Annotated in this window: 17 protein-coding genes; all 17 read left to right on the top strand. The window is 53.3% G+C overall.

The annotated features are described in order from the left end of the window. Positions 1 to 336: 336 nt before the first annotated feature. The 17 genes from KHQ28_RS11690 (at position 337) to KHQ28_RS11610 (ending at position 12405) form a co-directional block, all read left to right on the top strand. Positions 337 to 939: a hypothetical protein gene (locus tag KHQ28_RS11690; protein ID WP_055314340.1), complete on the top strand. Its 603-nt coding sequence runs from the start codon at positions 337 to 339 to the stop codon at positions 937 to 939. Beyond that, positions 939 to 2411 carry a hypothetical protein gene (locus KHQ28_RS11685; RefSeq protein WP_055314339.1) on the top strand — a complete coding sequence of 491 codons (1473 nt, stop codon included), beginning with the start codon at positions 939 to 941 and terminating at the stop codon, positions 2409 to 2411. The genes KHQ28_RS11690 and KHQ28_RS11685 overlap by 1 nt, the downstream gene beginning before the upstream one ends. 12 nt (positions 2412 to 2423) lie before the next feature. After that, positions 2424 to 3893, top strand: coding sequence for a DUF1073 domain-containing protein (locus tag KHQ28_RS11680; protein ID WP_055314338.1), 1470 nt, complete (start codon positions 2424 to 2426; stop codon positions 3891 to 3893). Continuing rightward, a complete protein-coding gene (locus KHQ28_RS11675) occupies positions 3820 to 4818 on the top strand; it encodes a phage minor head protein (protein WP_064147862.1) in 999 nt (332 codons plus the stop codon). The genes KHQ28_RS11680 and KHQ28_RS11675 overlap by 74 nt, the downstream gene beginning before the upstream one ends. Positions 4819 to 4870: 52 nt before the next feature. Then, on the top strand, positions 4871 to 5095 hold the full coding sequence (locus KHQ28_RS11670; protein WP_055314336.1) for a hypothetical protein: 225 nt from the start codon (positions 4871 to 4873) through the stop codon (positions 5093 to 5095). Between the two features lie 70 nt (positions 5096 to 5165). Further along, the gene (locus KHQ28_RS11665; protein ID WP_064147863.1) at positions 5166 to 6551 is read left to right on the top strand and encodes a DUF2213 domain-containing protein; all 1386 of its coding nucleotides are present in this window, start codon (positions 5166 to 5168) and stop codon (positions 6549 to 6551) included. A 3-nt stretch (positions 6552 to 6554) separates the two neighbouring features. Beyond that, a complete protein-coding gene (locus tag KHQ28_RS11660) occupies positions 6555 to 6986 on the top strand; it encodes a hypothetical protein (protein ID WP_004178846.1) in 432 nt (143 codons plus the stop codon). Positions 6987 to 6997: 11 nt separating this feature from the next. Further along, entirely contained in the window at positions 6998 to 8095 is a 1098-nt protein-coding gene (locus KHQ28_RS11655) for a major capsid protein (RefSeq protein WP_004178847.1), read from the top strand. Between the two features lie 9 nt (positions 8096 to 8104). After that, positions 8105 to 8362: a hypothetical protein gene (locus KHQ28_RS11650; protein ID WP_064147864.1), complete on the top strand. Its 258-nt coding sequence runs from the start codon at positions 8105 to 8107 to the stop codon at positions 8360 to 8362. 2 nt (positions 8363 to 8364) lie between these two features. Next, entirely contained in the window at positions 8365 to 8745 is a 381-nt protein-coding gene (locus KHQ28_RS11645; RefSeq protein ID WP_064147865.1) for a hypothetical protein, read from the top strand. Continuing rightward, complete coding sequence (locus tag KHQ28_RS11640; protein ID WP_064147866.1) at positions 8745 to 8915, top strand: hypothetical protein; 171 nt, start codon at positions 8745 to 8747, stop codon at positions 8913 to 8915. The genes KHQ28_RS11645 and KHQ28_RS11640 overlap by 1 nt, the downstream gene beginning before the upstream one ends. A 104-nt stretch (positions 8916 to 9019) precedes the next feature. Further along, entirely contained in the window at positions 9020 to 9688 is a 669-nt protein-coding gene (locus KHQ28_RS11635; RefSeq protein ID WP_064147867.1) for a GIY-YIG nuclease family protein, read from the top strand. Next, positions 9688 to 10035: a hypothetical protein gene (locus KHQ28_RS11630; protein WP_064147868.1), complete on the top strand. Its 348-nt coding sequence runs from the start codon at positions 9688 to 9690 to the stop codon at positions 10033 to 10035. The genes KHQ28_RS11635 and KHQ28_RS11630 overlap by 1 nt, the downstream gene beginning before the upstream one ends. Before the next feature lie 23 nt (positions 10036 to 10058). After that, positions 10059 to 10463, top strand: a complete 405-nt coding sequence (locus tag KHQ28_RS11625) for a hypothetical protein (protein ID WP_221928564.1) — start codon at positions 10059 to 10061, stop codon at positions 10461 to 10463. Beyond that, complete coding sequence (locus tag KHQ28_RS11620) at positions 10460 to 10843, top strand: hypothetical protein (RefSeq protein ID WP_032737419.1); 384 nt, start codon at positions 10460 to 10462, stop codon at positions 10841 to 10843. The genes KHQ28_RS11625 and KHQ28_RS11620 overlap by 4 nt, the downstream gene beginning before the upstream one ends. Before the next feature lie 62 nt (positions 10844 to 10905). Continuing rightward, positions 10906 to 11649, top strand: coding sequence for a phage tail tube protein (locus KHQ28_RS11615; protein WP_064147785.1), 744 nt, complete (start codon positions 10906 to 10908; stop codon positions 11647 to 11649). Between the two features lie 57 nt (positions 11650 to 11706). Then, on the top strand, positions 11707 to 12405 hold the full coding sequence (locus KHQ28_RS11610; RefSeq protein ID WP_064147869.1) for a DUF6246 family protein: 699 nt from the start codon (positions 11707 to 11709) through the stop codon (positions 12403 to 12405). Positions 12406 to 12519 lie beyond the last annotated feature (114 nt).

Genomic DNA, 12519 nt, shown 5'->3' with positions numbered 1-12519 from the left:
ATATGCGGTGATTAATAAAACTACCTCGAGATGAGACATAAAACCTCCTTGGTTGGTTGATAGTGTGGTGCGTTCTATTGTGTTGACTAATCCTCCGCGTGGCTGTTCCTACTCCGGTAACTTTAAATTCCTACGCGGTGGTTTGCCCTTCTATACTGGCCACTATTAAATGTCCAACACGTTGGACAAGGCCTCTCTCTATAGTGAGTCGCATTAACTTCTGAATAGCTTTTGTCTCTTATAGGAGACAAACCCACTCACGCTGCCAGGCGAAAAGAAAGCAGCAATGGCGCTGCTCTTAGAGAGGTGCCGAGCAGATAAAATAAGGAATGGAGCATGAGAAAACCCGACTGGGAGGCCATCGAGACGGCGTACCGGGCCGGGGTGATGTCCCTCCGTGAAATCGCATCGCAGCACGGCATTAGCGAAGGCGCTATCCGTAAGCGTGCAAAGCGTGACGACTGGTCGCGTGACCTGAATGCGAAGGTGAAAGAACGAGCTGACGATCTGGTACGCAAAGCAGAGGTACGCAAACAAGTACGCAGTAAAGTCACTTTGAACGAACGCGTACTGATTGAAGCGACTGCAGAGGTAATCGCCAGTGTCCGCATGGAGCATCGCGGTGATATCAAGCGCGCCAGGCAGATAACGAACGCGCTGTTTGATGAACTAGGCGCTGAGTGCACTGATGTGGCCGCGCTGGAGAAGCTCGGAGAGTTGATGTTTGCCCCAGACGACAAGGGACAGGACAAGCTCAACGAGATTTACCACAAGGTCATCAGCATGCCGGAGCGCGTTAAATCGGTGAAGGCTCTCAGCGAAGCGCTGAAGAACCTGATCGGACTTGAACGCCAGGCCTATGATATCGACGGGCCGGAAGGTGACAATTCTGTTAAGCAACTCTCTGAACTGATGGATTCCTTGTCTCAGGGGGCGTAATGAAGCCTGAGCATCTCAAGCTGCTAGCTGATAAAGACTGGCGGCTGAACAATCTTTACTGGATCACCGACAAAGAAGGTAAGCCGACTCGCTTCAGAATGACGCCGGAGCAGCGGGAATATTTCGAGGGGATTCATACCCGCAATATCATTCTGAAAGCTCGCCAGCTCGGATTTACCACAGAGGTGTGCATCATCCAGCTCGATGCGGCGTTGTTCGAGTCGGCAAAGTGCGCGCTGATCGCCCACACGCTGAATGACGCAAAGCGCCTGTTCCGGGAAAAGGTGAAATATGCCTACGACAAGCTGCCGGCGGAGATAAAGGCAGCCAATCCGGCGAGCAACGACTCAGCCGGCGAGCTGGTCTTTAAGAAGGGCGGATCACTCTACGTAAGCACCTCATTTCGTGGCGGCACGCTGCGTTACCTGCACGTTTCCGAGTTCGGAAAGATATGCGCCAAGTATCCGGATAAAGCCCGTGAAATCGTCACTGGTGCGTTTGAGGCGGTATCAACAGGTTGTTTCGCAACTATCGAGAGCACCGCAGAGGGCCGGGCGGGTTACTTCTTCGATTATTGCCAGACGGCAGAGAAAGCACTGCTGCAGGGCAAGCCGTTATCTGCGCTGGACTGGAAGTTTTTCTTCTTCTCATGGTGGAAGAATCCGCAATACGCAATTGACCCGGTAGAACCTCTGCCGGCGCGCCTGCTTGAGTACTTCGCTGAGATGGAGGCGAAACACGGCATAGTCGTTAACGAATGTCAAAAGGCGTGGTATTACGCCAAAGAAAAGACGCTCGGCGACGACATGAAGCGCGAATACCCGACCATTCCGGCCGAGGCGTTCCAGCAGTCGGTCGAGGGCGCGTACTACGCCAAACAATTCCGCTGGCTCTACACCAACAAGCGGATCGGCCAAATTCCGGATAACTCACATCTACCGGTTCACACGTTCTGGGATATTGGTGTGGGGGACTCCACGGCGATCTGGTTCGTTCGCGAGGTCGGCGAAGAGTTTCACATCATCGACTACTACGAAAACTCCGGCGAGGGGCTTCGGCACTACATGAAGGTGCTGAAAGACCGCGGCTATGAGTACGGTGAGCACTGGGGTCCGCACGACATCGAGAACCGCGAGTTTGCAGCTGATGCGAAGTCTCGCAAAGAGCTGGCGCGCGAGGGCTACGAGATTGACGGCCGGATGTATTCGATGAACTTCCGCGTTGTGCCGAAAGCGGGGATCGACACCGGCATCGAGTCGGTGCGTGAAATCCTTAAGTCCTGCGTATTCGATGAGGAGAAGTGCGCTGTTGGCATCTCCCACCTCGAAGGTTACCGCAAGGAGTGGGACGACAAGCGCGGCTGCTGGAAAGACAAGCCCCTTCATGACTTCACATCGCACGGCGCCGACAGCTTTCGCTACTTTGCCGTGGCGAAAAACAACCGCAAGCAGGTCGGCACAGTATTCTTCTAAGGAGCATCGCCAGTGAGCGAACAAGATAACGGCCTTCAACTGGCTGTGAACAATCTCGCCACTGAGATGCGGCGAGCGAATTACCTTAACGCCATCGGTATCGGCGGAGGTAACACCAAACGCCCCACGCTCTATCAGGAGTTTGGCTACCCGCGCACCATTACCTTCCATGACTTCTACAACATGTACCGGCGCAACGCCGTCGGCTTCGCTGTGGTGCATCGCCTTCTGGACGGTTGCTGGCAGGACTATCCGGTCATCGTTGACGGTGATGAGTCCCAGGAGGCGAAGAAAACTAACCCGTGGGAAAAGAACGTCACAAGATTCATGAAGAAATGGTGGCCGAAGGTGAAGGATGCCGACCGCCGCAATATGGTCGGGCGATACTCCGCACTGCTGCTGCAGGTGAAAGATAACAAGCCATGGAGCGATCCAGTTGATACCAGACTGGTGAAATCCCTGGGCGAGTCAGCGCTGGTAAAACTTATCCCGGTATGGGAGCCACAGTTAACTGTCGCAGAATGGGATAACGATCGCCAGTCCGAGACGTTCGGCCAGCCGAAGATGTTCAACTTCAACGAGCAGCCGGTTGGAGACGAGGCTTTCGTCGGTCCTACGCGCGGTGAGCCAGTCCATCCGAGCAGGGTGATCCTGTTCTGCGAAGGCTCAGAGGATGACAACGTTCTGTCGGGTATCCCCCTGCTTGAGGCCGGATACAACAAAGGACTCGACCTTGAGAAGATTTCCGGCGGTGGCGCTGAGGGCTTCCTGAAAAATGCCAGCCGGCAGATCGCGGTCGAGTTCAGCAAAGAAACAGACATGGCTACGCTGTCCGATCTGGCGAAGAAAGCTGGTTATGCTGACCTCGGCGAAGCGATGGGCGACAAAGTCAACAAGCTTAACCGCGGCACCGATGCGGCGGCGGTCATGCAGGCCGGACAGATGCACGTCCTCAGTGTAACTCCTGGCGACCCGGGGCCGACGTGGGAGGTCACCGCCAACGAACTGGCGGCATCAGTTCAAATCCCGTTCACCATCCTGTTTGGACAGCAGACCGGGCGCCTGGCGAGCGATGAGGATAAAACCGACTGGGCCATTCGCCGCAACACCCGCCGCAACGGCTTCCTGACCGACCGAATCACAGCTTTGCTGGAACGCTTCTGGACCCTGGGCATTATCGATCCGCCGACAAATGGAGAGGTCACCATTTCATGGTCCGACCTGATGGCTCCTGGCGAGAAGGAGAAAATCGAGAATGCTTCGAAACTAGCTGATATCGTTCAGAAAACCTCAGGCTTCTACGGTGGCGAACCGCCATTCACGGCCAACGAACTTCGCGAGATTGTAGGCCTCGACCCTCTGTCTGAGCCAAAGCAACCACCTAACCCGAATGACAAGGTAACAACCGATGATCCACTGGCCGATGACACCGGAGCAGACGGCAAAGGTGGGGCTGCCGATAGTTCCGCGCAGCAAGGTTGACCCGACGCGCTCGGCGAAGCAGGTCAGCGCAATGTTCCGGGATATCGAGGACCGGTATCTCGGCATCAAGCGCGCACTTAAAGCGTTGTTCGACCAGCGCCTGACCGGGAGAGAGCGAGAGGTTAACAGCCATAACTGGCACTTCCTTTGCCATGACCACGGCGAGGATGTGAGGCTCTACCAGGTCAATGCCGGCAAGTTCATCTACGACATGTCGGCGCAGGAACTGGCGGACCTGCTGGAAGCGGTGCAGGCCATTCTCGACGATTACCTGCTGGATGGTGGCGAGCAAAACCTGTGGGCGATGGATTACGTCGCCAAAGAGGCGCAGCGCGGCACGCTGGAGGCATTCAACAACCTCTCGCAACAGTCGCAGGTATATGCCAGCCAGACGACGCTTCAGCAGCTTTTAAACAGCCCCGGTTATCTGAACCAGATAGCGGCGGCCAGGCTGACTACTTTTAGCGACTGGAAGGTCATCAGCGACACCGCCCGCGGCGATCTGACCAATATCATCACTGATGCGGTCGCGCGCGGGGTGAATCCTCGCGAGACGGCCAGCGTCATCAGCAAGCGCCTCGATGTTTCGATGTCGAAGGCCAAGACCATAGCTCAGACTGAACAGGTCGGTGCGCTGCGGCAGGCGCAATGGAACGAAACGGACTGGGCGGCTGATCGGCTTGGCCTGAATACCGGCCTTCTGTGGCTGTCGGCGCTCAAACCGACGACGCGCAGCTGGCACGCCAGCCGTCACGGCAAGGTCTACACCACCGAGCAGGTGCGAGACTTCTACGCAGAGAACGGCAATCGTTACAACTGCTATTGCAGCCAGATTCCGGTACTGCTAAACGACGACGGCAGCATTTTCAATCATGGGCTTGCTGAAAAACTGCAGAAAGAAAGAATAAATTGGAGTGGCAGGTAAGTTGCCTTTATAGTCCATTTGCACATGATTTCATATCTAAGTGGAGTGAACTATGGAAGAGGTTATCCAGGCAACACTGAAAAGTTTTATTTGGCTCGAGGGAAGAACCCAGTTTCGTGTAGAACTTTCAATTGATACTGGTGATGAAGAGATCTTTGATGTTTCGATTTACTTCAATAATGGAGAAGACGCCTTCTACACGAGATATTTTAAGACACTCACTGAAGCTTGCGCTGAATTTAACGGGATTGTAACTGCAGCGAAGGGCAAGATTTAGCTATCGTTATTTTATAAGGTCGCTCCGGCGGCCTTTTTTATTGCCTGAAATCCACCAATGAGGACCCAGCATGAAACGCAACCGCGTTAACGTGCTGACCGTCGTCAACTCCGCTTCAAACATCACAACTGAAACCATCGACGGCAAGCCACATATCGTGGTTCGCGGCATCACGCCTGTCGTGGACGATATCGTGATGAACCGGAAGTTGTACCCGGCAGCAGAAATCGAAAAGGCCTACAACACTCTTGAGCGTAACCCGATGCCGCTGGGCCACCCGAAGGTTGACGGCAAGCATGTGTCTGCTCGCGATGTTCGGGCGGTGAATGAATATCACGTAGGCGCATGGCTGCAGAACGTCAGCCACGAAGGTGGGAAGGTGACGGGCGATATGTACGTTAACCGCCAGTACGCCGAGTCAAGCGAGAAGGGCAAGCGCCTGATTAACCGCCTTGATGAGATGATCGCCGGTACCAACTCAGAACCCATCCACATCTCCACAGGGCTCCTGTATTCCGGCATTGCCGCTAATGGCGAGTCGAAGGGCAAGAAGTACAACGAGATCGCCACCAACATGATGTTTGACCATGTGGCGGTGCTGCTCGATGAGCCTGGCGCCGGAACTCCGGAAGAAGGCGTGGGCATCTTCGTTAACTCAGAAGGTCATGAGCAGCAGATCGAAGTTGCTCGCCTTGCTGATGGTATCGACTGCACACGCGAAGGCCTGCTCAACAAGACCAAATTCTTCTTCACCAATGCATCCAACTTCTCTTTTGACGACATTTCACGCGCTATCAGCGACAAGCTTCGCGAGGGTGACACAGAAGATAAGTGGCTATGGCCAGAAACGGTGTGGCCAGACAGCTTCATCTACCGCGATGACACCAGATACCTAAAGCAGAAGTACCTCATCGATGATGACGGCAAAGCCGTGTTCGTCGGCGAACCTGTAGAAGTCGTGCGCAAACCCATTGAGTACGAGATTAAAACCAACGGAGAGAACGATCCGATGAAAGAACTGATTATCAATGCGCTGCAAGCCGCGGGTAAGCCGACTGAAGGCAAGTCCGATGCCGAACTGATGGACGCTTACAACCAGCTAGCGGCAGAGAAGGCGGCAGCCAAGAAAGATGGCGGCGACGAAATCGATCCCGCCACCGGCAAGCCTAAGAAAAAAGAGCAGGCCAACAACAGCGAAGAAGCGCCGGCATGGTTTAAGCCATTTGCTGATGATTTGGCAGCCGTTAAGTCAGGCCTTGCCGTGAACGCTGACAAAGAGAAAGGCGAAAAACGCGCTGCCGTAAAAGCGAAATTCGGGCTGGATGACCTGGCGGTGAATGCGCTTGACGGCGCCGCCCTTGATGGCCTGTTTGCTCAGTGCCAGACCTCTACCGGCCTGAATGGTGCATTCCGTCCGGTCAACAACAACGATTCTTTCAGCGAAATGCCGGAGTAAAAAATGGCTAAAGACGGGAAACACGTAATTCACGCGGGCGGGATTTTCCCCAACCCGCAACTTAATCGTGAAGGTTCTGCGGCCGCAGCGTTTCTGCCGGGTACCGTTATCTTTTTCAGTGCAGCCAAGCCTACACCGTCTGTTGATGGCGCTGAAGACGCGATTCTTTACGTTGCTAACTACGACTATTTGCGCTGCAAAACGGTTGACGATGCCTATGCGATCGGTGACTGGGTGGTAAACATCCAGCCAACGCCGGGCGTTTTCCTCAACGTTCGCGCTGCCGCTGGTACCTACACCAAGGGCCAGCCGGTTTCTGTGGCCAATGGCCAAATTAAAGCACTGGCAGAAGGTGAAACCATCTTTGCCTATGTCGAAGAAGACAAGTCCCTGACTGCCACAGCAGGCGATCTGGTTCGCGTCGTGTTCAAGTAAGGAGAGACTGAATGTTTGTATTTTCCACCCGACGCGCGACTGAGACGGGCAACCTCGAAGCGAACCAGGCGCAGTTCAATGAGCTGCAACTGGCGCGCAATATGAGTGCTCAGGCCGTTGCTGATTTCGTATCCCGCACCCGCTGGCGTGGTGATGCGGCAAACACTCCGGCACTGGACGCGACGAACGCTGTCGACGATATCCGCCGCCTGTATCGCGCTTATGATCAGACTGTGCTGGCTGAATTCGAACCAACTACTGAATTCACTCTGCTTAACGACCTGATCCCGTTGTCCCGCTCTGTCCGTCTTGAAGAGTCCGTGTACGAGTATGCTCGCACCGGTGGCCGCGGCTGGGCGCATACCTCCATGTCCGGCCAGATTGGTGCGGCGCTTGATGCGCGCGCGTACACCTTCGACGGTACGATGGTTCCGATCCACGACTCTGGCTTCAAATTCCAGTGGCGTGACCCTATTTTCAACAAAGGCTCCGCTCTGGCTTCTCTGGCCGACGCTCAGCGCGGCTCTGTTGATGATGTTCGTCGTCAGTACGTTGATTACGTCTTCAACGGTTTCCGTGACTCTGCTGGCAACTATATCGCTTTTGATGGCAAGACCTGGAAGGGGGTGAAAGCCGATGAGCGGGTGCAGATTGTCGATCTCAGTGCTTCCGGCCTGAATATCGACTTCACCAGCTCAAGCGCAACGGCTGAGCAAATCCGCAATGCAGCCATTGCTCTGCGCGACGTGATGAAGCTGACCAACCTGCAGTATGCACAGCAGACCTGGTATGTTTCAGGCGAGATCACCTCAAATCTGGAACGCTACTTCAGCGACAACTACCAGTCTGACACCATCCTGCAGGAGCTGCTGAAGCTTTCTGGCATTGCAGCCATCAAAGAAGATGCGCAGTTATCTGGTAACCAGATCCTCATTGTTCCGCTTACCGCCGGCGTTATCGCTCCGATTGTCGGCCAGGCGGTCGGCACCGTTGCTGACCCTCGTCAGTTCTATAACAGTGACTACGTCTGGCGCACCTGGGGTGCGATGGGCTTGATGGTTAAGACCGACATCAACAATCGCAAATCTGTTATTTACGCGCACAGCTAAGGGGTAACTATGGCACTGGTAAAAGTGGTTCGCGATAACCTGCTTTCCGGTGCCAATCTCCAGAAACTGGAGGTTGGTGCTCAGGTTTCGGTAAGCGGCGATGTCGCTAAGCGCTGGGTGGCAGCCGGTCTGGTTGAAATCATCAGTGATGACGACCAGACACTGGAAGTGGCTACGCCGGGTAATGATGCTGCAGAGCAGGCAGAGCAGGCAGAGCAGGCAGAGCAGCAGGAAGAATCTGCCAGCAAATCGAAGAAGGCGAAATAACCATGGCTGACCCAATCACAGCGGCAGACGTGCAGGCGTTCCTCGGTGAATTGGGTTACGCCATTCCCTCCTCGCTGCTCGATCCGATTCTCTGCGTGGTGAACAAGATTATCCCGTGCCTCGATGGTGCGGGATATGACGACTGCACGGCAAAGCTCATCCTGATGTATGCCGCTGCGCTCATGGCGACGTCTTCCGGTGCCCGGCGAATAAAATCGCAAGGGGCGCCATCAGGAGCGTCGCGCTCGTTCGATTACGGTGACGATGGCATTACCTGGCTGCGCGACTCTCTGGCGAAACTGGATACCAGCGGCTGCACCGGTGAGTTGCCAATCAGCGCCGGCAACAGTGTGGGCCTGTTTATGGTGGTCGGGGGCTGTTAATGGCGTGGATTTCAGTTCAGCAACGGCTGCCGCGGGCGTTTACCCGGGTGTGGGTGATCACCGATACCGGCCAGCAAACTACGGCGTACGTGAAAAGCAATGGTGAGTGGTACATCAACTGCGACCGCATACGCGCCACAGGCGCCGTTGTGCTGCGATGGAGGGAGTGAGAATTGGTGTATAAAAAGCCAGCAAATGGTAAAATTAACGAGCCGGGGAATGCGTCAACATTGCCACCGGCTCTAACCATCATTACCTATTGCGGAGGTAACTCATGGCTCATCAAATCTTAAGCCATCAGCATCATAATGCGCCATCTTATAATGGCGTGGCAGGCGTTTATCAGATTACTAACACCATCACTGGTGAGGAGTATATCGGTTCCACGGTTAATATTTCAGGACGGTGGGCGAGTCATCGCTATAAGTTGCGGAAAGGAACTCATGGGAACAGAAATCTTCAGGAGTCATGGAATAAGTATGGAAAAGGCTTCTTTGAGTTTTCCGTTCTGGAAGTAGTGAGTGATAAATCCGAACTTATTGCAGCCGAACAGCGATTCTTTCGCGAATTAAACCCGTCTTTCAACATTGCGCCAAACGCTGGGAGTAGCCTCGGAGTTATACACACCGAAGAATCCAGGGCGAATATGGCGGAAAGTCGGCGTGGAGATAAGAACTGCTGGTTCGGCAAAGTTCCGGCCTGTGCAGGTATGAGCAGACAGCCTGAAGTCAAAGCTAAGATATCAGCCAAGAATTCAGGCTCTGGTAACCCTATGTTCGGTATTACCCCGCCACACGCCAAGTTCACTGATGAGCAGGTGCGCGAAATTCGTCGCGCCATTTCTGAAGGTTATTCACTCACTGTTATCGCTAGCAAGTATGGTGTTTCAAAAGCGACTATTGCTCATATCCGGCAGGGTCGATCCTATACGAGGGTGGTGTAATGTCGTCTACGGCTCTCTGGTCATACAACAAACCATGTACTTTTTGGAAGAATCTTGGATTTGATGAATATGGTGACCCATTGGGGTATGAACCTCCAATTATCATCATGTGTGATTACATTGGCGGAATGTCCGCAAAACTTGGCCAGATTGGTAAAGAGGTGGTTGCAAAAAATACTTTTTTTACAGCTTTCGCACTTGCTGAAGAGGGTGATTACATTCTTATTGGAACCAGTGCCGAACTTGATCCATTAAACACTAAGGCAGATGAAATACGAGCTTCTACGCGTTGGAATGACACACTCGATGGTCTTGAAGATGACTGGGCTATAATTACGGGAGTCTGATGATGGCAGGGCGAGTCCGCGGCATGAAAGAGGCTAAGTCCAAAATGGACATCCTCATTAAAGACATTACTGGACGAAAGGCAGTCCGCGGCATTCAATCGGCAATATTGATCCTTGGCGCTGCTTCCGCAAAAGAGGTGCCTCGTGATACCTCAACGTTACTGAATAGCCAATTCCGAGAAATTGACTTCAATGGGACTCTGATAACCGGACGGGTAGGGTATTCAGCGAATTATGCAGTTTATGTGCATGATGCTCCGGGTAAATATTTAAACACCCAGACGGATCGCCCAGTAAAGGCCGGAGAGGCTCCTGGTTCAAGAGGGGTTATATGGGGGCCTAATGGTAACCCTAAATTTCTCTACTGGCCTGCGAGAGATAACGAGAAAGCCATGTATGAAGCATTCAAGAAGGAAATGACCTTATGATGCCCATGATGCATGAGCGGGTGCGGAACATGTTTGTTGATGCAGGGCTAACCGCCGGTTTCACAGTGCAGCAGCTTATGTATGACGACCCTAGTGATCTGTCGAAGGCAGTCATGGTATTCAGGCCAAACGGTGGCTCGAATGTCCGCACCAATCTCGGAGCTGAGTATCATGTGCTCGTCGATGTCGTTGGCGCGAAAAATAATCGCAAAGACGCGCTCAGCGCCGTGCAGCGCATCGTCGATTACGTCCAGGCCAACCCCATGGCTGACGAGTGCGTCGGCTACATCCAGAACATGGGCGCAATCCCCGCGCCGGTGCTCACAGAAGAAGGGCGAATAGTCTTCCGACTCCAGTTCGCCTGTACTTACGGCGAATAGCCATTCCAACCAAATAACCCGCTTCAGCGGGTTTTCTTTTATACGTCAAAGAGGAGTTTCACATGGCTAATTGCCAGAGCTCTAACGAGCGCCTGTTCGGCGGAGCGGTCGTGCTGGAAGTCGCCGATGGCTGTCCGGATGTCAAACCACTCGAAACGGAGTGGATGGCGCTGGCTGCTGGTACGTCCAAGGGCTTCGACTTCAACCCGAACTCGGTTACCTCGGATGCGGATGACGGTGGCGGCTATGTCGAGACCATCATCACCAACAGTGACTTCACTCTGAGTTTTGAAGGCGAAGTCCGCAAGAAGGACAAACTGGATCAGTATGGCGTCGGAAAATTCATCAAGTATTTTGCTGACGAACTGAAGGCCAGGCGTCAGCCCGGTATTTGGGTTCGCATGGACTACGGCCCGGTCGAATTTATCGGCTACATGAACATCACGGCGCTGAGTTCCGACGGTGGCACCAACGACATCGTTACGTTCTCCACTGAGTTCAAGGTCGGGGATGCCAGCACTATTGAAGTTAACGAAATGACAACCGTTCCGGTTACTGGCGTTACGGTTTCTCCTGCTACAAGCACAGGTGCCGCTGGCGGTAGCAGTACCTTTACGGTGAATATCGCACCAACCGGCGCAACCAACAAAGACTTCACTGTTGCGACTACTGATGCGACCAAAGCAACAGCTACTGCCTCCGGCAATACCGTTACCGTGACGCGCGTCGCCACCGGCAGCGCGCAGATCATCATCAACACGGAAGACGGAAACTTTGCGGCCGTGCATACGGTTACCGTTACCTAACGGACATTCCAAAGGGTGGCGTGCTGCCCTTGATAATGACCATTATTGGAGTTAGCTATGGCGGTCTTGAAAGACATAGGAGAGCTCGGCATAAGCGATAGTCGCGAGGGCGGGAGGGATTATGTGTTGCGTCCATCTTTCGAGGCGATGTCGAGGCTTGGGGAGCCAGAAGAAATAGTAAGGTTGTATGCTGAAATAAATGGAAGTGATGTGCAGAGGGCTTTTTATGACTGCGATGAAGCCTTCGGTGGAGTACCGGACTGGATGTTGCCAGTAATAAATAACCTTTCTGACAAAATCCTGTCTGCCTCTATGCTGGTTTTGCAGGCCTGCTGTGAAGAGGATTTGACTCGCGCGATTGGCGAATGGTGTGAGAGGGAGGGTAAAATAGTGTACCTGCCGGGCATCATGCCCAAAGAGGATATCGTTACTCTCGCTAAAGAGTTAATGCTGCACGGCATTATAGGGAACGCCAAAGTTAGGCGCCTACAACGACATGAAGCAAAGGAAACTACAACTGAGTTTAATGCGGCTGAGTACATCGCAGCCGCTCAGACCCATTTCAACATTGGACTGAGAGAAGCTTCTCAACTGTCGATGACGGCTTTCCAGTTGCTGCTAGCTGCAAAATATCCTGATCAAAAAGGCTTCACTCGCGATGAATATGATGCGATCGCCAACGAATATCTTGCCAGACAGGCAACCAGGAGAGGGAAAGCAAAGGCGATCAGACAATCATCGGCAGCTGAAGGTTAGCAATTCGTGCGGTGGATAAAAATTTTTTCATTCATTCTGGTTCACCATAGTTAATCACATCTCATCATAGTTAATGATAGATAACTTAGCGTAACTTAATGAAATTTATGACCT

Source organism: Klebsiella sp. 28, assembly GCF_018223905.1.
GTDB lineage: Bacteria > Pseudomonadota > Gammaproteobacteria > Enterobacterales > Enterobacteriaceae > Klebsiella > Klebsiella pneumoniae.
This window is presented reverse-complemented; position numbering and strand designations above follow the sequence as displayed.